The sequence below is a fragment of the Albidovulum aestuarii genome, assembly GCF_029961185.1.
In the GTDB taxonomy this organism is placed as follows: Bacteria; Pseudomonadota; Alphaproteobacteria; order Rhodobacterales; family Rhodobacteraceae; genus Albidovulum; species Albidovulum aestuarii.
In genome coordinates this window covers 345,471-366,608 of record NZ_JASBQQ010000003.1, presented here as the reverse complement: position 1 = coordinate 366,608, position 21,138 = coordinate 345,471, and the positions used below count along the sequence as shown (strand labels likewise).

Sequence of the window (21,138 nt, the reverse complement as noted above, 5' to 3'; positions counted from 1 at the left end):
TCTTCGATTGGTGTCCGGCGCTGCGCCACCCTCATCGGGACGTCCGCGCCACTAAGGTTTAATTGCCGTCGCAATCAGTTCGTCGCACCGACCATCTGCCGCTTGAGCGCGGTCGAAACGATCTCGTACCACTCGCCCGAGCTGACCATTTCGCGCAGGCCCGTGTTCAGAAGGTCCAGCGTTTCTTTCGCGCGCGGATGCTTTTTGTTGACGACGACGTAAAGTTCGTTGACCTCGCCAAGATTCTGGTTTTCGACGATTTCATCGCCAAGACCGAGCGAAGCGATATTGTCCGCTGCCACCAGCGAGTCGAGCGAGATCACGTCAACAGACGACGTCATCAAGGCTTGGAAGCAGTCCGAAACCTGAGCCGGACGATAGAGCTTGATGATCGGCTCAGACAGACCGGCGGCATCAAGATGCGCGGTCGAATAACCTTCGGGTCGGCAGATGCGGCTGCCAAACAGGTCTTCATGCTTCAAAGCGACCGCGTATTGGCTGTCCTTGCGGGCAAAGAACCCATCGACAACTTCATAGAACGGTTCGGAAAAGTCGTAATTCGCACAGCGGTTCTGGTCATGTGCGGAAAGCGATTCCGCCTGATCGCAGTCGGGCTTCGACCAGGGGAAGGAGCCGTCAAAGGCCAGAGCCGGAAGCAGCAGATCAAGATGCGCGTCCCAGTCGTTGACGAACTGGATCTCAAACTTCTTTTCAGGGTCGGCGCGGTAGGCCGCAGTTTCGACCAGTTCGGTAAACATGCCGCGGCCCGGCAGGCTTTCATCGGTGAAGGGCGGGAAGTCATTGCCGGTGATAACGACAATCGGCGCGGTTTCCTCGGCGGCGGCAGCGACAGCAGCGGCCGACGGTTCGACCGGCGCGGTGACTACGGCGGCAGGCATGGACCCGTCGGCGCAGGGCAGACGCAGCATCATGCCGATTTCGATCCGGTTGGGATCGCTGCCGATCGTAACCACATTGGCGTCGTAGATCATGCGGTATTTGCCACTACCGTAGGCTTTCTCGGCGATCTTGAGCAGCGTGTCGCCAGTCGTGACGCGGTAGGATTTGCAGGCTTCCTGAGCCATACCGGCCCCCGCGCACAGGGTCAGGGCAATCGCGGATGTACCCAGAATTTTGAGATGTGACTGCATTTACTTTCCTTTCGTTCCGAGACGACCGGCAGCGACGACAGGCAACAGTTCTCCTTGCCGGCCGCGCGGGTGTTTCCCCGGGCTGGTTTCGATAGTTCGTGGTTTAAGATCGAAATTTTTACTCAGGGACGTCGGCACCGGAAAATGAACAGCCCGGCCCGTCGTTACTCGTCCATGTGCCGCTTCAAACCCTGTTGACCCGGCGATATTGCAACCTGGATTCCAGCTTCATCCGAGCGGTCTCCGCAGTACGTTACAAATTTCCTCTCTCGTAGCGCGTTCGTCGCGCTGGGGTTCGGGTGAGACCCGGTTAAATTGACGGATCGCCACGCCTTCGGTGACGATCCAGTTTTTTTACTGTCGCGTCAGATAAACCTCGGCGGTCGCAGAGTTGCCGCCACGCAGCACTTCGAATTTCGCCATCGCGGCATCGGATTTCACAAGCTCGGCCATGATCGATCCGAGTGCATCGACGCTATCGATCGCCTGACCGGTCGTGGCTTCCGAGACCAGGACGTCGCCGACCTGCAATCCGCCTTCGCGCGATTGCGGAGTTTCGGTGATCGTCGCCGTCCAGGCATCGTCGATCATGCGCATGTCGAGCAGCGTACCGTCAGCCAGACCCATCCGGCGCACGACCGGAACCGCAATCAGCCCACGCTCGAAACGCTGGTTGACCGGGTTCTTGAACCGAACGGTAGCCCGGGTGTAGCCATCCGGGTCAACGACCAGCGCATTCAGGATCTGGGTCTCGAACGGCAGCTCCTTGGACAACGGCCGGTCATTGACCGTGTAGATTTCTGTACCCTCCGCAATCCAGTCGCCCGAAACTGTGCGATTGATTTCGGACGGCACGCTGGTGATCAGTGCGACTTCCGCGTTGCGAACCGTATTTTGCGAAAATTCGAACGGGATCGCGATATCCCACAGGGCGAAGGAGACCTGCGCCTCAACCAGCGGCAGGCTCAGATCCGGCTTTGCGGCGGCTTCCGCGGCGGCCAATTCGGCAGCAGCCAATTCGGCAGCAGCCTGCTCTGCGGCGGCCTGCTCTGCGGCAGCCTGCTCGGCAGCGGCCTTCTCAGCGGCGGCCTGTTCGGCAGCAGCCTTCTCAGCGGCGGCTTGCTCGGCAGCAGCCTGCTCGGCAGCGGCCTGTTCAGCAGCGGCTTGCTCGGCAGCGGCCTGTTCAGCAGCGGCCTGTTCAGCAGCAGCCTGCTCGGCAGCGGCCTGTTCAGCAGCAGCTTGCTCGGCGGCGGCCTGTTCAGCAGCGGCTTGCTCGGCAGCAGCTTGCTCGGCAGCGGCCTCTTCAGCAGCGGCCTGCTCGGCGGCGGCCTGCTCGGCGGCGGCCTGTTCAGCAGCGGCTTGCTCGGCAGCAGCCTGTTCAGCAGCAGCTTTTTCGGCGGCGGCCTTCTCGTCCGCCGCGGCACCCGCACCCACAGTCGAAGCAGCATTCGTGCCATCGGAACCCGACGTGCCGGTGGCCGGCGCAATTGCTGCGGTCTCTGCGGTTTGCTCACCGGTCACGGGCGCTTCGTCGCCAACAATGCTGTAGCCTACGACACCCAGAACGGCGAGAAGCGCCAGCCCCGAAACCGCCATGAGCATTCCACGGCTTTTCGGTGCGGCGCGGCCCGTTGCAGGGGCGGTCTCATCCATTGAGAAAGGCGCAAACTCTGTCTGCTTTGCACTAGGCTGGGACTGATCAAGGGCGACATCATCGCTCTCGGTCTCGTCTTCAGCCCGGACAATCGTTTCCGTCAACAGCCGCGAGATCGCCTCGTCAGGGTTGCCATCGACGGCGACCTTGCCATCGAGCATCGCCAGCCAGTCATCGGCGCTTTGCAGGCGCGATGCGGGTTTGGTGATCATCGCCTTGTCGATCGCTTCAAGGAACCCTTTCGGATATCCCTCGATCCGGCCTGCAAGCGGCACATAGGGATCGGGGCGCTGTTCAGCTATGGCTGCAAGACGGGCCTGACCGTTAACCGGCGCTTCACCGCTGATCGTGTGATAGAGCGATGCGGCCAGAGCATAGAGGTCGCTCCACGGCCCCTGCTCGCTGCCAGCGATGTAAAATTCCTGCGGCGAATAACCGTCTTTGACAACTCGCAGCGCGGAATGCTTGCGGCCGGTCGTAGTTTCGCTTTCGCGGGCCGCGCCGAAATCGATCAGGATCGGCTCACCCTGCTGGTTAACAAGAATGTTGTCGGGCGAAATATCGCGATGCAGCATCCCGTGTTCATGCACATAGCCGATGGCCGAAAGTAGTTTCCGGGTCATGTCGACGATCTGTTCGGGCGCCAACTTGCTGTTGCCATCCTCAAGAACGTCCATGAGGTCGCGACCGTCCACGAAATCGATCGCCATATAAGCGGTGTCGTTGTCTTCGAAAACCTGGTGGACACCGACGATGTTCGGATGTCTCAGCTTCGAAAGGCTGCGCGCTTCCTGGATAAAGTGGCGGATGATCGATTTTAGTTCGCTCTGATGCGCACGCGACCGCGCGGACACGATCGTTTTCGTGCGTCGGCAGAAGGCATCGGCGAAGCACTCCTTGATCACCACGTCACGATCAAGGCTGTCCTTGGCCAGATAGGTGATCCCGAAGCCCCCGTTATTCAGAAAGCGGGTGATTGTGTACTGGCCGTGCAGCAGAGTCGTGCCGGGCTGGAGTTCATCCAGCTGTCCGTCCAGTTCCGACTTTTCAACAAGGTCGTTCACTGACATTTCGCGCTCCAATTCCACCAGATTGCAGCCGTCACGGCGGTAGCATCTCGGTCGTTATCTTTCGCGACTCCCATTAACCCACTGTTAAGAGCCGCACTGTCTGATCGGCTCAGAACCCGGCAACAATAGGGCGCAAACTGGGAATATTGACGAACCCGACACAGTTTCCATTCTGAGGATTGTTGTTTCCGGATCACGGAGAATGCCACAAAACCAATAAAACAAGGATATTCAGAGTATTGGCCCGGGAAATACCGCAGTCGACGCAATCATTGCGAGTGCGCGCAGAATAAGTTCACCCCGATGTCACTTACGGGTCTTTTCCTTTGCATTTGCAGGGATTTGGGCGGCCGCGCGGGCATCCTGACCCGATTCGGAGATGGAAACAGTCCGCGTCAATCCACACGCCTCACAGGCCGTGACTACACACATATCCGTTCACTGCGGGGGGGTGCCAATCGCCAAGCAGGCGGCGGTCCGGTCGATACACGTCAACCTGAAGCGGATAACAGGCGGCCATATCCGAGGAATGCTCCGCCGAACAATCGCCGCCGGGACACGCCGACAGCGCACCAAGCAGATCAATCTCGGCGAAAAACTCCAGGTAGTCACCCGGCCTTACCGGGGACGCCTTCATGAAATACTGGCCGGTATCGCGGGTGAACCCTGTGCACATGAAGACATTGAGAACATCGTGGACATCGCCCTCGATGTTTGCTGCTGGCTGTCCGGTTTCCTCGGCAAGTGCACGGGTCAGGTTCGAGTGGCAGCAATGATGGTACTGACCGCCATGGCTGAGCAGGTTGTGCGTGTAGGGATCGCAGCGCGTGCCAATCACATCATGCACACTGCCGCCAAATGCGTCGAACCCGTACCAATCGAGCGTGTCATGCGTGATCGTGGCCATCGGCCGCATATAGGGAAAGCTCGACCACATGCGATCGCCCGTCGACAGGTGGGTCCCGTGCAGCGCGCGCGTCTTGCCGGAATAGAACCGTTCCTTGAGATTGCCCGCATTCCAGAGATTGAGGTCGCCGACCTGCGGCCCCTCGATCGACCGGATACGGAAGAAGTGGCCGGCCGGGGCGCGAAAACAACGCGCCTCACGCGGTGGAACGGTCACGCTGCCAATCAACTCCATCCCCTCGCGCGCGGCGTGGTAAAGCGCCATGTCGGGCGCCGGAAGCGTCTCGGGTGGGTAACAGACGACCGGACGTATTGCACGCCGGGCCTCGGCATCTTCAGGCACTGAACTCAGTGGACGATCGGGCTTCATTCGGCACCTCCTCGTGCGCAACTCTGGCTGCGCCAGCGGGCGCGGTCAATCGCCCGCAGCGATTCGGAGGGGGGAGCCAGCGCAAGAAAGTAACGTTGCCGTATCACACTCGGTCACATTCGTTCAGATAACGTCGGCAGATTACCGAAATAGCGGTGCATATTTTCAAGCTCGTCCGGCGATCTGCCAGTTCTTCCCGGCATCTTGACGCAACGTACCCGTTTCGTACCGGCGCATTGATCTTGTGCGGAACGACCCGCGCACTAGGCTTTGCGCATTCGCCACATAAGGCGCATTCTAGGCAACAATGAAAACAACAATTCAACCACGGGAGGTCATCCGATGATGAACAAACTGCTCCTTTCCACAATCCTCAGCGCAAGCCTGGCCCTGCCGGCCGTCGCGGCCGAAGTCGCAGCAGGCGATACGCTCGCGGAAAATCAGGAATACACCTACTGGCTCCTGGACGCGATCAAGTCGATGGACCCGCAGATCAACACCGACGTCGAAGGCTCGGGCATCATGCGCTCGCTCTTCGAAGGTCTCTACAACGAAGATCAGGTCGGCAACCTCGTTCCGGGCGTCGCGACGTCCTACGAACTTTCGGATGACAAGACGACCTACACCTTCCACCTGCGCGACAACGCCAAGTGGTCGAACGGCGATCCGGTGACGGCGAACGACTTCGTCTATGCGTGGAAGCGTCTGGCCGATCCGGCGACCGCCTCGGAATATGCTTGGTATATCGAGCTGATGCAGATCGTGAACGCCTCTGAAATCATCGCGGGCGAAAAGCCGGTCGATGAGCTGGGCGTCAAGGCCGTGGACGATCACACATTCGAGGTGAAGATCACCGCACCCCTGCCCTACTTCCCGTCTATGACCACCCATGCCTCGGTCTTCCCGGTCAACAAGGCCGTGGTGGAAGCAGGTGGCGACAAGTGGACCGAACCGGGCAACCTCGTCGGCAACGGCGCCTATGTGCTGAAAGAACATATCCTCGGCGAAAAGGTCGTGATGGAGCGCAACCCGATGTACTGGGATGACGCCAAGACGATCATCACCAAGGCGACCGCGCTGACGATCAACGACAACAACGCCGCGCTGACCCGTTACCTTGCGGGCGAGCTTGACCGCGTTGACATCCCGGCGGGACAATATCCCAGCCTGAAAGAACAGTATCCTGATCAGGCAGTCTCGGTGCCGCAGTCCTGCTCTTATATCTACATGTTCAACCTCGACGAGGCGAAGGGACCGGCGGCACTCAAGGATGTGCGCGTGCGCAAGGCTTTGTCCTATGCCATCGACCGCGACACGATCGTCGACAAGATCCTTCAGGGTGGACAGGCGCCGTCCTATAACTGGACCCATGCGGCAACCGCCGGTTTCGAAATGCCGGAAATCGACTATGCGAGCTGGCCGCAGGAAGAAAAGTTCGCCAAAGCGAAGGAGCTGCTGGCAGAGGCAGGCTACGGCCCGGACAACCCGCTGAAGCTGACGCTGAACTACAACACCTCGGAAAACCACAAGAAGATCGCCATCGCGATTCAGCAGTTCTGGAAATCCGTCGGTGTCGAAATGACGCCGAACAACATGGAATGGAAGGTTCATACCGACAAGATGCAGAACCAGGACTTCGAAGTAGCCCGCTATGCATGGTGCGGCGACTACAACGAAGCCTCGACCTATCTGGACCTCTTCACCTCCTATTCCGGCCACAACAACGGCAAGTTCTTCAACGACCGTTACGACGAGTTGATGAAGGAATCGAAGACGGCCGCTGACCCGGCGCCGCTCTACAAGGAAGCCGAACAGATCCTCGCGGAGAACATGCCCTTCGCGCCGATCTATCAGTACACGAAGGTTGAGATGATCAAGCCCGACATGAGGGGCATGAGCGTGAACAACCTGATGCAGAACTGGTACCTCAAGGACATGTATCGCGTCGCCAACTAAGGCGGCTTTGAGGGGCGCGCCTGACCGGCGCGCCCCGCTTCCTTGCGGTAGGGTTTCCTCATGCTCTCCTATGTCATCAAGCGTCTGGCCGTCGCGGTGCCGACGCTTCTTCTGCTCATCATCATCTCGTTCCTCCTGATGCACGCGGCCCCCGGCGGCCCGTTCACGCAGGAACGCGCGCTGCCGCCGCAGGTGCTGGCCAATCTTGAGGCGAAATACGGTCTCGATCAGCCGCTCTGGCGTCAGCTTTTCTCCTATGTCTGGGGCATCATCGCGCATTTCGATTTCGGCCCGTCCTTCATCTACAAGGACCGGACGGTGAACGAGATCATCGCACAGGGCTTTCCGGTCACGCTGACCTATGGCTTTATCTCGTTCCTTGTCGCAGTCGCCGTTGGCGTATCGCTCGGCATCGCGGCGGCGATCCGACACAATACCTTCCTCGACTATCTTGCCGTCGGCGTCTCCATCGGCGCGCAAGTGCTACCGAACTTCGTGATGGCACCGATCCTGCTTTTGACCTTCACCTACTGGCTGCGCTGGCTGCCCGGCGGCGGCTGGGAAGGCGGCCAGTGGGAATACATGGTCATGCCGGTCATCGCGCTTTCGACCTCTTTTATGGCCTCGATCGCGCGGATCACGCGGGCCTCGATGCTGGAGGTTCTGACCTCCAACCACATCCGCACCGCCCGCGCCAAGGGCTTGCCGGAACGCAAGGTGATCCTGCGTCACGCGTTGAAACCCGCGCTGCTGCCGGTTCTTTCCTACCTCGGGCCTGCCTTCGTGACGATGATCACCGGTTCGGTCGTGGTGGATTTCTACTTCTCCACCGGCGGCATCGGCAGAAGCTTTGTCGACAGCGCGCTCAACCGCGACTACGCGGTCATGCTTGGCGTCACCATCCTCGTGGGGGCGCTCACCATCCTTTTCAACCTCGTGGTCGATATCCTCTACGCGTGGATCGACCCGAAAATCCGGTACTGAGCCATGGTCATCGATTCAATAGGCATGAAGAGCCTCGGCGACCGGTTCGCGGCCGAAGAGGTCAAGGGCCGCTCGCTCTGGGCCGATGCGCGCCGCCGCTTCTTCCGCAACAAGGCCGCCGTCGCGGGGCTGATCACGCTGATCACCATCACGCTTCTGGCGCTCTTCGGCGACGCGCTGACGACCTGGACGAACGAAGAGCTTGATTTCAATGTCATGGGGCAGATCGCCCAGCTTGGCGGGCCTTCGCTTGAGAATGGCCATTATTTCGGCACCGACGATCTGGGGCGCGATCTCTTTTCCCGCACGCTTCAAGGCACGCGGATTTCGCTCATGGTCGGCATTCTCGGTGCGGCCGTCGCCGTCATCGTCGGCACACTTTACGGGGCAGTATCGGGCTATATCGGTGGGCGCACTGACCAGATCATGATGCGGATCGTCGATATCCTTCTGGCGATCCCCTTCATGTTCGTCATCATCCTCCTGCTGGTGATGTTCGGCCGCTCGATCGTCATGCTCTTCATCGGCATCGGGCTGCTGAGTTGGCTCAACATGGCGCGGATCGTGCGCGGCCAGACTCTGAGCCTCAAGCACCGCGAATATGTCGAGGCGGCGCAGGCGACGGGCGTGTCCACCTTTACAATCATCCTGCGTCATATCGTGCCGAACCTTCTGGGCATCGTCGCGGTCTATGCCACGCTTCTGGTGCCCGAAATGATCCTGACCGAAAGCTTCATCTCCTTCCTCGGCCTCGGCGTGCAGGAACCCCTGACATCGCTCGGCGCGCTGATCTCGGAAGGGGCGAAGACGATCTATTACGGCACGCTCTGGCAGCTCTGCTTCCCGCTTCTTTTCTTCGTCCTCACGCTCTTTGCCTTCTTCTTCGTCGGCGACGGCCTGCGCGACGCGCTCGATCCGAAGGACCGCTGATATGGCACTGCTTGAAGTCAGGGACCTGGGGGTCAGCTTCGCTACGCCGGACGGAACGGTAAACGCCGTGAACGGGGTGAACTTCACCCTTGAGAAGGGCGAAACCCTTGGCATCGTGGGCGAAAGCGGGTCGGGAAAAAGCCAGCTTTCCTTCGCGATCATGGGGCTTCTGGCTAAGAATGGGACGGCGACCGGGTCGGTGAAGTTCAGCGGGAAAGAGATCCTGAATGCACCCCCGCATGTCATCAACCCGATCCGCGCCAACCAGATCGCGATGGTCTTTCAGGACCCGATGACCTCGCTCAACCCCTATATGCGCGTGGCCGACCAGATGGCCGAGGTGCTGACCCACCACAAGGGCATGGGCAAGGCCGAGGCCGTCGCCGAAAGCATCCGGATGCTCGACGCAGTGAAGATTCCCGACGCGAAGGGGCGCGTCGGGCTTTATCCGCACGAGTTTTCCGGCGGCATGCGCCAGCGGGTGATGATCGCCATGTCGCTGCTGTGCCGCCCCGAACTGCTGATCGCTGATGAGCCCACGACCGCGCTCGACGTCACCGTGCAGGCACAGATCATGGCGCTTCTGTCCGAGCTTCAGCGCGACTTCGGCATGGCAACGATCCTCATCACCCATGACCTCGGCGTGGTTGCGGGGTTCTGCGAGGATGTACTGGTCCTCTACGGCGGACAGGTGATGGAACAAAGCCCGGTCGATCCCCTGTTCACCACCCCCGCCCACCCCTATTCCCGTGGCCTTCTGCGCGCGATCCCGCGCGTCGATCAGGAAGGCGAGGAACTGGACTCCATCCCCGGCAGCCCGCCCAACATGACCCAGGCACAGACAGGCTGCCCCTTTGCGCCGCGCTGCGATTTCGCGCGCGAGGATTGCCTCGATCATCTCGCGCCGCTTGCCCAGTTCGCGCCCGACCGTTGGCGGGCCTGCAACCGCACGCTGGAGGAACTCGCATGACCGAACCGCTGCTTCGCGTCGAAGACCTGCGCGTCACCTTTGAACTGAAACGCGCGGGCGACATGCCATGGACCCAGCCGCGTCTTCTGCACGCCGTCTCGGGCGTGAACTTCGAGCTGTTCCCCGGCGAAACGCTCGGCATCGTGGGCGAGTCGGGCTGCGGCAAATCCACGCTGGCCCGCGCCCTGATCCAGATGGTGCCCGGCACCGGCAAGGCGATCTGGCAGGGCAAGACCGACCTGTTGGAGCTGTCGCGGCGCGAGATGCTGAAATACCGTGCCGATATCCAGATGGTGTTTCAGGACCCACTGGCCAGCCTCAACCCCCGCATGACCGTGGGCCAGATCATCGCCGAGCCGCTGAAGACCCACAAACCCGACCTTTCGGGCGAAGAGGTCAAGACCCGCGTCAAGAAGATGATGGACCGGGTGGGCCTTCTGCCGAACCAGATCAACCGGTATCCGCACGAATTCTCCGGCGGTCAGTGCCAGCGCATCGGCATCGCCCGCGCGCTGATCGTGGAACCGAAGCTCTTGATCTGCGACGAACCGGTTTCGGCGCTCGACGTGTCCATTCAGGCGCAGGTGATCAACCTTCTGGCCGAACTGCAACGCGATCTCGGCCTTGCGATGATCTTCATCGCCCATGATCTGTCCGTGGTGAAACACATCTCGGACCGCGTGATGGTGCTCTATCTCGGGCGCGAGATGGAGATGGCGACGAGCAGAGACCTCTACTCCGATCCGCAGCATCCCTATACGCAGGCGCTCCTGTCTGCCGTGCCGATCCCCGATCCGGTGGCAGAGCGCGCAAAGGTGATGATCCCCTTGGACGGCGACCTGCCGTCGCCGCTCGCGCCTCCCTCGGGTTGCGTCTTCCGCACCCGCTGCCCCCGGGCCGAGGCGCGCTGCGCCGAAAAGGTCCCTGAGTTCACACATGGCGCACATGGCGTTGCCTGCCATTTCCCGGGCCCGCTGATCGGCGCGAAGAAAGCAGTGGAACGGGCCTGACCTTTCAGGCGGCTGCGAGACTTTGCAGATAGCTCAGAACGACGGCGTTGTACGTCTCCGGCACCTCTCGCTGCGGGAAATGACCGGACGATTCGAAAAGGTGGTATGTCGCGTTCGGCCAGCATTGGCTTTCGGATTCAATAAACCGGGGCGGGATGAAAAGATCTTCACCTCCGGCCATGATCAGCGCCGGAATACCGACAGATGCGATTTCTGTCCGGTCGAATCCTGTAGAAGCGTACATGATCAACGCGTCGACCATCTTGAGCGCCGCAGCGGGTTCTATCCGGCTTTCTATGGTTTCAACCAACGTGGAAAGGCGATCCCGGTTCTGATCCAACCAGTGATCGGTCATGACTGCCGGAAGTATCGCCATGTACAGGGTCTCGAAATCCGACGTCTCAAGTATCCGCTTCCAACCGATATAGGCCTGTGTCAGCCTTGCGGACTTCATGAGTTGCGTCGCGTTTATGCAAAGCGCGCTCGCATAGCCAGGATGGCTCATCGCCAGCGTAACGGCGGCCATACCGCCGTGGCAAACACCGAGAATCACGGCACTTTTGAACCCAAGATGGTCCAGCAGTTCCTTGGCATCCCGGGCGTGTAATTCGTAGCTGTGCTCTCCTGCCCATTTATCAGACTGTCCGATGCCTCGATGATCGAGACGAATGCAGGTGTAGTGTTCTGCGAAGTCACGAACCTGAGCGTTCCATGTGGTTGTGTCGCTCCAAATGCCGCTCAGCATGAGCAAAGGAGGTCCGTCACCATCAAGCCGGTAGTACAGACTTACTCCGTCGCTTGTCGTAAAATTCATGCCGAGCCTTTCTGCTTTGCAGATAGCGGGCGGTCGGTCCTCTCGCCCAGTTCGCGGCTTTCCATGATTCTAGAATTGGCCCGAAGAGCCTGTCAACGGATGCAGAATTGTTGCCACTTCAGCGCGCGGTGCGCCAATTCGGGGTGGCGCTGCCATCTGAGTGTAAATCCTGTGTAGCAGCTGCAGTATCATCAGATACGACAGCCACGCCTGCACACCATGATCAACAGTTTCCGCAGCGGCGAGTACCGTTTCCGAGATCTTTGCTCCCTGTGATCCGAACGCTTCCGTCTTGGCGCGCGTTCGGTTCCAGACCGTCAGATCGAAGCCGGCATTCAAGACCGCCCGGGCGAGAGCGGCCCCCATATTCCCCCGGCCCGATCTGGGCGACTTTCATGTGTTCTGACCCCATCCCAATGTCCCCTTCCCGTTTTCTTTGGCCCAGACTAGCACAGTCTGGGTCACAGCCGGGCATGTCGGCCTGTCCCGGTCGGTTTCGCCGGAGGCGGCCCTTACCGTGGGATGCTGAGAGGCGTCTTGGGGGAGACTGTTCACGCACCACCCCAAGCGGCCCTGCTTGCGGACCGGCACGGCCCCGAAACCGGGCGAAAGCATAAGGCCCACGGCGCAGCCGCTTCTCTCAGAAAGGCAATCAGATCGGCCCGGCCCGCTGATAGGCGCGAAAAAGGCGGTGGAACGGGCGTGACCTTTCGTCTGTTTCAGGCGGGTTTGACCGGCGGCTTTTTCATGATCAGCGCATCACAAACGGATTTGCCATAGGCGCGTCGGATGTATTGACCCAGACCGTCTTCGGCCGCGTGTAATCATACATCGCCTGAAACCCGCTTTCGCGGCCATAGCCGGACCCTTTCACCCCGCCAAACTCGGCAATGGGGGAAACGACGCGGTAGGTGTTGATCCAGACGATACCCGCGCGGATCGCCTTGGCCATCCGCATCTGCCGCGCGCCGGAGCGGGTGAAAATGCCCGCCGCCAGCCCGTGCTTGGTGTCATTGGCCAGCCGCAGGACCTCTTCTTCGGTCCGGAACCTTTGCACGGCCAGCACCGGACCGAACAACTCGGTATCGACGATGCGAAGGTCCTGCCGCGGACAGTCGAGGATGGTCGGTTCGTAGTAGGTGCCCGAAAGCCCCTCAGGTCTCTTGCCGCCAGTCAGAACTTTCGCGCCCTCGCTGACCGCATGGGCAACCTCGCGTTCGATATGCTCCAACTGACCGGTGGTGCAGAGGGGGCCCATCTGGGTTTCCTCTGCCAGCGGATCGCCAATCAGGATTTTCTGCGCGAGCGCGGTCATCTTGGCGAGGAACTCGTCGGCGATATCCTCATGCAGATACAGCCGCGATCCGGCAACGCAGCTTTGCCCCGTCGCGCCGAAGATACCGGCGATTGAGCCGTTCACGGCGCTTTCGATATCGGCGTCGTCGAAGACGATGAAGGGTGATTTGCCACCCAGTTCCAGTGAGACCTCGGCAAAGTTTTCGGCGGAATTGTAAAGCACATGCCGCGCCGCCCCCGGCCCGCCGGTAAAGGAAATACGGGCGACCAGCGGGTGCGAGGTCAGCGCCTTGCCGCAGGGATGGCCATGGCCTGTGACGATATTGACAACGCCGGGCGGAAAGCCCGCCTGTTCGATCAGTTCCCCGAATTCCAGCATCGCGGCGGAGGCATGTTCGGAGGCTTTCAGCACCACGGTATTACCCGCCGCCAAGGCCGGTCCGATCTTCACCGCGACAAGAAAAAGCTGCGAGTTCCACGGTACGACCGCCGCGACAACACCCAGCGGTTCGCGCCGCGTGAAGACGAAGAGATCGGGCTTGTCGATGGGCAGGGTTTCACCGGAGATCTTGTCGGCGCAGCCCGCGTAGAAATGGAAAAACTCGGCGATGTACTTCGCCTGCCAGCGGGTTTCTTTCAGCATCTTGCCGGTATCGATGCTTTCGGTCCGACCGAGTTGCTCGGACTTCTCCGCCAGCAGATCGCCGAGCTTGCGCAGGCAGCGACCGCGCGCCGAGGGAAGCATCTCGGCCCATGCGCCGGAGGTGAAGGCCCGATCGGCGGCACGCACCGCGCGGTCGACGTCTTCGGCTGTCGCCTCCGGCACGCGTGACCAGACCTGACCCGTCGAAGGATTCACGCTGTCGAACATGCCGCCGTCAGAGGCGTCGACCCATTCGCCGTCGATCAGCATCTTATAGGTTTTCACGTCAGCCATGGCGCCACTCCTCCCGCTCTGCTCGCATCATAGTGACCGAGCCCGGACGGGTGGGCGTGGATTTTTCGTCAGGCCATGGCGAAAAATGCGGATGAGGTTGTACCCGGTGGTGGCACCCATGATTGAAAAGCGACCGCAGGAGGGGAGAATGGCCACCGGCACAGCACAGGATGGGACCGTCTATGACCTCTCCGGCCCCACAGGCGCGCCCGCGGTGGTTCTGATCCACGGGCTGGGGCTGAACCGGGCTTGCTGGCAGTGGCTGGTGCCGGAACTGGCGAAAAAGTACCGGGTTCTGAACTATGACCTGTTTGGGCACGGCGACAGCGCCGCGCCGCCTCCTGACCCAGTGCTCAAGACTCTGTCGAACCAGCTGGCAAATCTGCTGAATCACCTCTCCATCGACCGCGCGGCGATTGTCGGGTTTTCGCTCGGCGGCATGATCGCGCGGCGCTTCGCGCAGGACCATCCAGCCCGCGTTACCGCGCTTGGTATTCTGCATTCGCCGCACAAGCGGACGCCCGACGCGCAGGCCGCGATCCTTGCCCGTGTCGAACAGGCCAAGGCCGAGGGGCCGAGCGCCACGGTCGAGGCGGCACTGGTTCGCTGGTTCACCGATGTCTACCGCGCCGCCAATCCGGGCATGATGGAACTTGTCCGGTCCTGGGTAATGGCCAACGATCCTGCGATCTACCCGTCGATCTATCGCATCCTTGCGACCGGCATTGACGAGATCGTCGCCCCGATCCCGCCGATCACCGCGCCTGCGCTGGTGATCACCGGCGATGAGGATTTCGGCAATGGCCCCGAGATGACCCGCGCCATCGCGGCCGAGATCGCGGGTGCCGAGGCGCTGATCCTGCCGGGCCTGCGCCACATGGCCCTCGCCGAAGCGCCCGAGGCGGTGAACCGTCCGCTGGTCACCTTTCTTGACCGGCATCTGGGGGCGACGCCATGACCGGCATCCTCAAGGGTATCCGCGTTCTCGACCTATCGCGCATGCTGTCGGGGCCTTATTGCACGATGATGCTGGCCGATCACGGGGCAGAAGTCATCAAGATCGAGGACAGGACCGGCGATACCAGCCGCCAGAACGGCCCGTTCCGCGATGACGATCCGGCGCGCGACTGGGCGGGGTATTACGTCAGCCTCAACCGGTCGAAGAAAAGCGTGCAGCTTGACCTGAAGACCGACGCGGGCAAGGCGGCTTTCCGCGCGCTGGCCGTCACCGCCGATGTGGTGGTGGAAAACTTCCGCCCCGGCGTGATGGAGCGGCTGGGGCTTTCCTACGAAAGCCTTGCCGAGACCAATCCGCGTCTTGTCTATGCAGCGATCCGAGGCTTCGGCGATCCGCGTTCGGGGCAAAGCCCGTATCAGGACTGGCCCGCCTATGATGTGGTGGCGCAGGCGATGGGCGGGCTGGTGGCCGTGACCGGCCCCGATGCGGCGACGCCGACCAAGGTGGGCCCCGGGATCGGCGATGTCTTTGCCGGATCGCTCATGGCCTTCGGCATCCTCGCAGCGCTTCGTCAGGCCGAAGCGACCGGGCAGGGCCAGTTCGTCGATATCGCTATGTATGACGCGATGGTCTCGCTCTGCGAACGGGCGGTTTATCAGCACGATTTCGACGGGTCTGTGCCGGGGCCGGAGGGTAATGGCCACCCGCTCTTGGCCCCCTTCGGCATCTTCCCGGCAAAGGATGGGCATGTGGCCCTGGGGATCGTTGACGACGCCTTCTGGCAGAAACTGGCCAAGGCCATGGGGCAGGAGGCGCTCGGCACCGATCCGCGTTACGCCACCCGTGCTGACCGCCGGGCACATGCGGTTGAGGTCAATGCCATGGTCGCCGACTGGACCGGTACACGCAGCAAGGCCGAACTGGCCGATGCGTTGGGCGGCCTTGTCCCGTTCGGCCCGGTGAACACAGTTGCCGACATCTTCGCAGATCCCCATATCACCGCACGCGGCATGATCGCCGAGGTGCCGCATGCCGAACCCGGTCACCGGAACTGGCGGGTTGCCGGCAATCCCCTGCATTTTTCCCGCAATCCCGCCCCGAAACCCGCCACGCCCGCGCGGCTCGGTGAACATAATTCAACCTTCGTGGAAAAATCAGCGACGGCGCCGGTTGACCCCAAAGCCCTGCGCAACGCCTTTGGCGCCTTCGCGACCGGTGTCACCGTTCTGACCGCCCGGCAGGCCGACGGCACCCCGCGCGGCTTTACCGCCAACTCCTTCACCTCCGTGTCGCTCGACCCGCCTCTGCTGCTCGTCTGCCTCGCCAAGACCGCGCATAGCTGCGAAACCTTCATGCAGGCCGACCATTTCGCCGTAAACGTGCTAGCGGAGGAACAGAAGGCAATTTCCGGCCTCTTCGCCAGCCGCGCGGCCGATAAGTTCGACCAGTGCGACTGGCACCCCGGCGCGGGCGATGTGCCCCTGATCGACGGGGCGCTGACGCAGTTCGCCTGCGCCCGGGAAAAGCTGGTTGATGCGGGCGACCATATCGTTCTGATCGGTCGGGTGATTGACTTCAGCGTCACCGAAGGCGATCCGCTCGGCTACTTCCGGGGCAGTTATTTCTCCATCGGGCTTGAGGACCGGCTGGTCTCGGCCGTCTCCGCCACGGGCGGCACACGGATCGGCGCGGTGCTGACTGAAGGCGGTCGGCTTCTTCTCTGCGAGGGCGCCGATGGTGCACTTTCGGTGCCCGTCTCACCGGGCCCCGCACCGAATCTTGAGGCGCTCAGGCGCGACCTGACGGCGAAGGGCCTCCGCCCCGAGGTTGAGTTCCTCTATGCAGTCTACGAGGATCGCGAGACGGGCATGAACGGCATCTTCTATCACGGGCAGGTCACCGGGCCGGTGCCGGCTGGAATGGTGCTGATCCCGCTCGACGCGGTGCCATGGGACCGTGTCACCAACACCGCCGAACGATCGATGCTTGAACGCTATGCCGCCGAATTCCGCCACGGGGCTTTCGGCATCTATCAGGGCAATGAGACAACAGGAAAAGTCCGTCGCGTGACGGGAAGCTGAAGGAGAGAACGCATGCTGCCGGAACTGCGAAAGGTCGTGACCTATGACGAGGACATCCACCGCGACGGCGACCGCGCCGCAAATCCGGTCCTGCGGGTGATCGGGGTCGCCGCCGTGGTGAAAAACCCATGGCACGGAAAAGGTTACGTTGAGGACCTCGCGCCCGAGATCCGGCGCATGGCGCCGCCCCTTGGTCAAATGCTGACCGACCGGCTGATCGCGCTTGCGGGTTCAGGCGATGCGATCGAGGCTTATGGCAAGGCCGCGCTTTGCGGCACGGATTGCGAGCTCGAGCACGGCTCGGCACTGATCCACACGCTGCTCTATGGCAATTTCTACCGCGAGGCGGTGGGGGCGAAGACCTATCTCGGTTTCACCAATACTCGCGGCCCCGCCAATACCCAGATCCAGATCCCACTGATGGACAAGCACGACGGCGGGCGGCGGTCGCATTACCTGACGGTGCAGTTCGCAATTCCCGACGCGCCGGGCCATGACGAACTGGTCGTGGCTCTGGGGGCCGCGACCGGCGGGCGTCCGCATCACCGGATCGGCGACCGCTATTCCGATCTTGCCGCCCTTGGACGGGACGTGGAAAACCCGGCCGGGGTCTGAATCACCGGCCGGGCATCGTCCCTGTCCCTCAGGCCGCGCCGTCGCGGATTGCCCGCACCTTGGCCAGCGTCGCTGCATTGACCGCGACGCCGCCTTTCAGGGCCTTGCGCCGGGCCGACGCCCTGCCCTCGCCCGGGATATGCGCCCCGGGCCTGTCACGCATTTCTCCGACCAGCGTCGCCAGACGGTCAGCAAATGCTCCGCCCGAGGTCGCGCCCGGGTCGATGGCGATGAAGAACTGTCCTGTCGCGGGCGGACCGCCCGCAGTGCCGGAAAACGGACTCGCATGGACGCCAAGCGTCGCCCCGGTCATCGCCGCCGCCATCAGTTCCACGAGAAGCGCAATGCCAACCCCCTTGTAGCCGCCCGAAGGCGCCATGGAGCCCTTGAGCGCGATCGCGGGATCGGTCGTCGGCTGCCCGTCTGGGCCAAGCGCCCAGCCTTCCGGGATGGGCAGCCCTTCGCGCGAGCGCTTCATGATCTCACTTTTCGCGATCACGCTCGCACTCTGGTCGATAAGGATTGCGGGCGCGCCATTCTCGTCCGGTGCGGCGATCGAGAACGGGTTGGTGCCGACAAGCGGCTGGCGCGCGCCGACCGGGGCAATAGAGGCAGGCGCGTTGGTAAAACCGATGCCGAGGAGGCCCGCCGCTGCGATGGCGCGGGTATGGACGCCCAGAACCCCACAATTGTAGGAATTGTGGATCGCGAGCGCCGCGATGCCCTGTTCGCGGGCGAGCGGAAAGAGCAGGTCGAACCCCGCCGCAATCGCCGGATGGGCGAAGCCGTTCGCCGCATCGACACGGATCAGGCCCGGCTTTGGACGATCCACGACCGGCACTGCATTGCCCACGACCTTGCCGCATTGCACATGCTCGCAATAGATCGGGACATAGGCCATGCCATGGCTGGAAATGCCGTCGGCTTCGGTATCGGCCGTAGCCTTGGCCAAAGCCCGTGCGCTTTCGGGGCGGGTTCCGGCAGCGACCAAGGCGTCGAAGGCCAGCGCCTCGATCTCGTCAAGGCTCAGCGTTTCGGTATCGGCCATATCGTTCTCTCCTAGTCGTTGTCAGTCAGGCCCGCACCGGCCCCAGCCGCACGGCTTTCCTCGGTCGCCGGCGCATATGTGCGGTGCGCGAAGCGTTGCAGCACTTCGATGGCGTCCGGCTCGATGTCGCATCGTGCCTTTTCGGGCAGGGTCCGCCCCTTCGCTGCCTCGCCCCGGCGGATCTTAACGGAGTCCGTCTCCCGCAGGGAAAGCGCCTCAGCGGAACCGTCGACGGTCACCCTATCGGGACCAACACCGACCGACACACCATCCCATGCCACGACATATGTTTCGGGACCATTGGCAAGCGCAGGCAACAGCAAGACCGGAACGGCGCACCGGCCAAGCCGGATCGCCTCTCCGGGTGCGATGGCCTGCAACCGGTCGGACAAAGCCGCCCCCGCGATCAGCGGGCAAAGCCGCCCGGCATGGGCCGACCACGGCTCCGCCCCGCAATCCGGCACAAGATCGCCATAGGCGACCCCATCGTTCTGCACCAGAAGATCAGCCAGAAGGCGCGGTGCGGGCAGACCATGCTCGGCCAGCCAGCGGCTGGCGCGTCCCGCCTCTTCCGCCAGCCCCCAGCTTAAGCCGCAGCCCCGCGCGGCCTTGCGCGACATGGCTTCCAGTTCGTTCAGCGACCAGGTCATTGGGCGGCCTCCTCAAGCTGCGGGTAGGCCCAGTCATCATCACCCGACGATGCAAGCTCATGCGGAAAGGGCGCGTCGCGATACATGTTGATGCGGACCCAACGATCAGAACGCGGATCGAAATGGCTGGCCCCGAAGAAGGCGAGTTTCGCGCGCAGAAGGTCGATGGGCATCATCGCGGCGGAGATCGTATTGTCCCGGATCTCGGCATAGGGATAGCGCGCGGCGATCTGGGCGCGACGCACGATATGGCGGTGTTCGGGATGGGCGAGGACGAAGGCCGCGACCGTGGCGTCCCCCGCCATCACGGTCAGGTCGCGATACATCGCGGCCGCATCCCGGCCCGGTGCCAGTGGCTGCTCGTAAAGCGCAATAGGCTCTTCGAACCGCTCGCCGAGCCTCGGCTCCAGCTTTTCCTCGGACGTGTACCAGACCCGCGCCTGCGCGGTCTGCGCACTCCAGTCGGTGGTCAGCGCCCAGCCATAGACATCCTCTACGATGGTTTTCAGCGCGTCCACCTGCATCGCCCCGTCGATCCGATGCGCGGCGGCCTCGTTGGCGGCCATGCAGATATGAAGGTCGTCGACGAGGCGGCCGTAGGGTTCCATCATCAGTGAGACGAGAAGCTCCTGCGCCTCCAGTCCCAGATTGGCCTCGCCCCAACGCCAGAGCGCGTTCCAGGGATGACCGCCCGCAAGGCCCGCTGCCTCCACATGACCGGCCAGAAGCTCGATATCGCGGGCGAGGCCCATGACCTTCTCCCGCTGCATCGGGTGTTCCGAACGCCAGTAGGAGATGTTCAGGATCGACCGGGCCAGCATTTCGCGGAAGCGGGTGGCCTCGGCCTCGCTCGCCGAAGCGACCGACCGCACCCGCGCCAACGCCTCTTCCCGCGCGGCGATCCAGTTGTTCAGAAGCACCGGATGGTTGATGAGGTACGGCGCCATGCCAAGACCGGTGGAATTGCCGATGCCAAGGCTACGGCGCAGGACCGGGTCCAGCACCACCGCGGTTTCGGGCGACCGCAGACGGGCCATTTCCTCGACCAAATCCAGAACGAAGGCGCGGGTCAGGTAGACCGACAGCATCTCCACCTGGAAGGGCGCGCGGAATTCCGGGCGATTTTCGGTCTTTTCACGGTCGGCCGCGCCGAGCTTGCCCGAGCCGTAGACAGCCGTCGTGCGCATCAGGTAGCCCACCGCCCAGATCTGCTCCGGGTCGGGCTGTCGCCCGGCGGCGAGGCAATCGATGAGATAGTCGAAAAGCCGGACCGAGCGGTTGGCGCGCGAGACGGAAAGTTCGCTTTCCGTGACCCGCCCTGCCTCCTGCTTCGGGATGTTCCGCGACAGGCGGTCGATATCGGCCTCAGTCGGGATGCCGTCAAAAAGCGTGAAGGTCGCATCCCATTCGGTCGCGATCACCCGGTCGGAGCGTTTCTCCGGCGGCAGGTCATTGGCGAAGGCGATCAGCGAATAGCTGCGCTCAGGCCCATGCGCAGTATAGACCGCACGGCCGACGCCTTTGGCATCGATGTCAAAAAGGCGCCGCTCGAACCGCCAGTTCTCGGCCTTCATCCGGCGCAGGAGCACCCGCATGAAGGAAAGGCGGCATTGGTGGAATGAGCCCATGCGGGCCAGCGTCATTACGACATTCGGATCGCGACGCGGTATCTGTGGATCGGCTGTCTGTGCCATGTGTTCCCCTGATTTCATCTGCGCGCGTTTCCTGGATGGTGGGC

General features: G+C 62.2%; 17 protein-coding genes. 8 read left to right on the top strand and 9 right to left on the bottom strand.

Features of this window, described 5'->3' with window-relative positions:
• Window positions 1-74: 74 nt before the first annotated feature.
• The 3 genes from QKW60_RS09835 to QKW60_RS09825 all read right to left on the bottom strand — a co-directional run bounded on the left by QKW60_RS09835 (window position 75) and on the right by QKW60_RS09825 (window position 5,151).
• Window positions 75-1,151: a transporter substrate-binding domain-containing protein gene (locus tag QKW60_RS09835; RefSeq protein WP_282368405.1), complete on the bottom strand. Its 1,077-nt coding sequence runs from the start codon at window positions 1,149-1,151 to the stop codon at window positions 75-77.
• A gap of 354 nt (window positions 1,152-1,505) precedes the next feature.
• Window positions 1,506-3,875, bottom strand: coding sequence for a serine/threonine-protein kinase (locus tag QKW60_RS09830; RefSeq protein WP_282368404.1), 2,370 nt, complete (start codon window positions 3,873-3,875; stop codon window positions 1,506-1,508).
• Window positions 3,876-4,284: 409 nt separating this feature from the next.
• Window positions 4,285-5,151 carry an urea carboxylase-associated family protein gene (locus tag QKW60_RS09825; protein WP_282368402.1) on the bottom strand — a complete coding sequence of 289 codons (867 nt, stop codon included), beginning with the start codon at window positions 5,149-5,151 and terminating at the stop codon, window positions 4,285-4,287.
• Between the two features lie 345 nt (window positions 5,152-5,496).
• On the opposite strand from QKW60_RS09825, the gene QKW60_RS09820 reads away from it, so the two are divergent.
• From QKW60_RS09820 to QKW60_RS09800, 5 genes are read left to right on the top strand one after another with little or no spacing between them, the layout of a single operon-like run.
• Window positions 5,497-7,107 (top strand): peptide ABC transporter substrate-binding protein, encoded by a 1,611-nt coding sequence (locus tag QKW60_RS09820; protein ID WP_263741619.1) that lies wholly within the window; start codon window positions 5,497-5,499, stop codon window positions 7,105-7,107.
• Between the two features lie 60 nt (window positions 7,108-7,167).
• A complete protein-coding gene (gene oppB / locus QKW60_RS09815; RefSeq protein ID WP_263741618.1) occupies window positions 7,168-8,091 on the top strand; it encodes an oligopeptide ABC transporter permease OppB in 924 nt (307 codons plus the stop codon).
• Window positions 8,092-8,094: 3 nt separating this feature from the next.
• Window positions 8,095-9,021 (top strand): ABC transporter permease subunit, encoded by a 927-nt coding sequence (locus QKW60_RS09810; protein ID WP_263741617.1) that lies wholly within the window; start codon window positions 8,095-8,097, stop codon window positions 9,019-9,021.
• A gap of 1 nt (window position 9,022) precedes the next feature.
• The gene (locus QKW60_RS09805) at window positions 9,023-9,991 is read left to right on the top strand and encodes an oligopeptide/dipeptide ABC transporter ATP-binding protein (RefSeq protein WP_263741616.1); all 969 of its coding nucleotides are present in this window, start codon (window positions 9,023-9,025) and stop codon (window positions 9,989-9,991) included.
• On the top strand, window positions 9,988-11,001 hold the full coding sequence (locus tag QKW60_RS09800) for an oligopeptide/dipeptide ABC transporter ATP-binding protein (RefSeq protein WP_282368391.1): 1,014 nt from the start codon (window positions 9,988-9,990) through the stop codon (window positions 10,999-11,001). Before QKW60_RS09805 ends, QKW60_RS09800 begins: the two co-directional genes overlap by 4 nt.
• 4 nt (window positions 11,002-11,005) lie before the next feature.
• Here the strand turns inward: QKW60_RS09800 and QKW60_RS09795 are convergent, their stop codons facing one another.
• The 3 genes from QKW60_RS09795 to QKW60_RS09790 form a co-directional block, all read right to left on the bottom strand.
• Complete coding sequence (locus tag QKW60_RS09795) at window positions 11,006-11,815, bottom strand: alpha/beta fold hydrolase (RefSeq protein ID WP_282368389.1); 810 nt, start codon at window positions 11,813-11,815, stop codon at window positions 11,006-11,008.
• A 69-nt stretch (window positions 11,816-11,884) separates the two neighbouring features.
• A complete protein-coding gene (locus QKW60_RS21050) occupies window positions 11,885-12,181 on the bottom strand; it encodes an NAD(P)-binding domain-containing protein (protein ID WP_419762670.1) in 297 nt (98 codons plus the stop codon).
• 385 nt (window positions 12,182-12,566) lie between these two features.
• Window positions 12,567-14,048 carry an aldehyde dehydrogenase gene (locus tag QKW60_RS09790; RefSeq protein WP_282368388.1) on the bottom strand — a complete coding sequence of 494 codons (1,482 nt, stop codon included), beginning with the start codon at window positions 14,046-14,048 and terminating at the stop codon, window positions 12,567-12,569.
• A 148-nt stretch (window positions 14,049-14,196) separates the two neighbouring features.
• On the opposite strand from QKW60_RS09790, the gene QKW60_RS09785 reads away from it, so the two are divergent.
• The 3 genes from QKW60_RS09785 to QKW60_RS09775 are packed head-to-tail and all read left to right on the top strand — an operon-like array spanning window position 14,197 to window position 17,702.
• Window positions 14,197-15,006: an alpha/beta fold hydrolase gene (locus tag QKW60_RS09785; protein WP_282368387.1), complete on the top strand. Its 810-nt coding sequence runs from the start codon at window positions 14,197-14,199 to the stop codon at window positions 15,004-15,006.
• The gene (locus QKW60_RS09780; RefSeq protein WP_282368386.1) at window positions 15,003-17,087 is read left to right on the top strand and encodes a CoA transferase; all 2,085 of its coding nucleotides are present in this window, start codon (window positions 15,003-15,005) and stop codon (window positions 17,085-17,087) included. Before QKW60_RS09785 ends, QKW60_RS09780 begins: the two co-directional genes overlap by 4 nt.
• A 12-nt stretch (window positions 17,088-17,099) precedes the next feature.
• Complete coding sequence (locus QKW60_RS09775) at window positions 17,100-17,702, top strand: amino acid synthesis family protein (RefSeq protein WP_282368384.1); 603 nt, start codon at window positions 17,100-17,102, stop codon at window positions 17,700-17,702.
• A gap of 28 nt (window positions 17,703-17,730) precedes the next feature.
• Here the strand turns inward: QKW60_RS09775 and QKW60_RS09770 are convergent, their stop codons facing one another.
• The 3 genes from QKW60_RS09770 to QKW60_RS09760 are packed head-to-tail and all read right to left on the bottom strand — an operon-like array spanning window position 17,731 to window position 21,094.
• Complete coding sequence (locus QKW60_RS09770) at window positions 17,731-18,750, bottom strand: Ldh family oxidoreductase (RefSeq protein ID WP_282368383.1); 1,020 nt, start codon at window positions 18,748-18,750, stop codon at window positions 17,731-17,733.
• 11 nt (window positions 18,751-18,761) lie between these two features.
• Entirely contained in the window at window positions 18,762-19,400 is a 639-nt protein-coding gene (locus QKW60_RS09765) for a DUF3726 domain-containing protein (RefSeq protein WP_282368381.1), read from the bottom strand.
• The gene (locus tag QKW60_RS09760) at window positions 19,397-21,094 is read right to left on the bottom strand and encodes a hypothetical protein (protein WP_282368378.1); all 1,698 of its coding nucleotides are present in this window, start codon (window positions 21,092-21,094) and stop codon (window positions 19,397-19,399) included. The genes QKW60_RS09765 and QKW60_RS09760 overlap by 4 nt, the downstream gene beginning before the upstream one ends.
• Window positions 21,095-21,138 lie beyond the last annotated feature (44 nt).